This window comes from Mesorhizobium sp. M7A.F.Ca.US.005.03.2.1 (assembly GCF_003997795.1).
Lineage (GTDB): Bacteria > Pseudomonadota > Alphaproteobacteria > Rhizobiales > Rhizobiaceae > Mesorhizobium > Mesorhizobium ciceri.
In genome coordinates this window covers 1-422 of sequence record NZ_RZRP01001631.1, presented here as the reverse complement: position 1 = coordinate 422, position 422 = coordinate 1, and the positions used below count along the sequence as shown (strand labels likewise).

Below are 422 nucleotides of genomic sequence, written 5' to 3'. Positions count from 1 at the left end.
GACTGGCCCGATGAAGCCAGGACCGACCGGGCCGGCTGCTCCAAATACGAGCCGGTCCGCGGCGCCCGCTCCAACGATCTCGGTCTCGAACAGGTCCCGCAGGAAATCAAGGAGGCGCGCTGGCACCGCTTCATGCAGCGTCAGCAGAAGATTTCGGCGACACAGCTGGCCAGAAAAGTCGGCAAGCGCCTCCCGGTGCTGATCGACGAGGCGCATGGCACATCGGCACAGGGCCGCACCAAATACGACGCGCCCGAGATCGATGGCTCGGTGCACATCCAGTCGCGTCGTCCGCTGCGCCAAGGCGATATCGTCACCGTCAAGATCGACCGTGCCGACGCCTATGACCTCCATGGTTCGGCGGTCTGACGCCTCGTTCCGCGTAAATTTACTACATCTGGCGATAATCTAGGCCTCTTAAC

General features: G+C 62.6%; 1 pseudogene. It reads left to right on the top strand.

Annotation, left to right across the window (positions count from 1 at the left end):
- A pseudogene (locus tag EN991_RS39535) lies at nt 1-369 on the top strand (TRAM domain-containing protein); the annotation flags it as partial.
- Between the last annotated feature and the right edge of the window lie 53 nt (nt 370-422).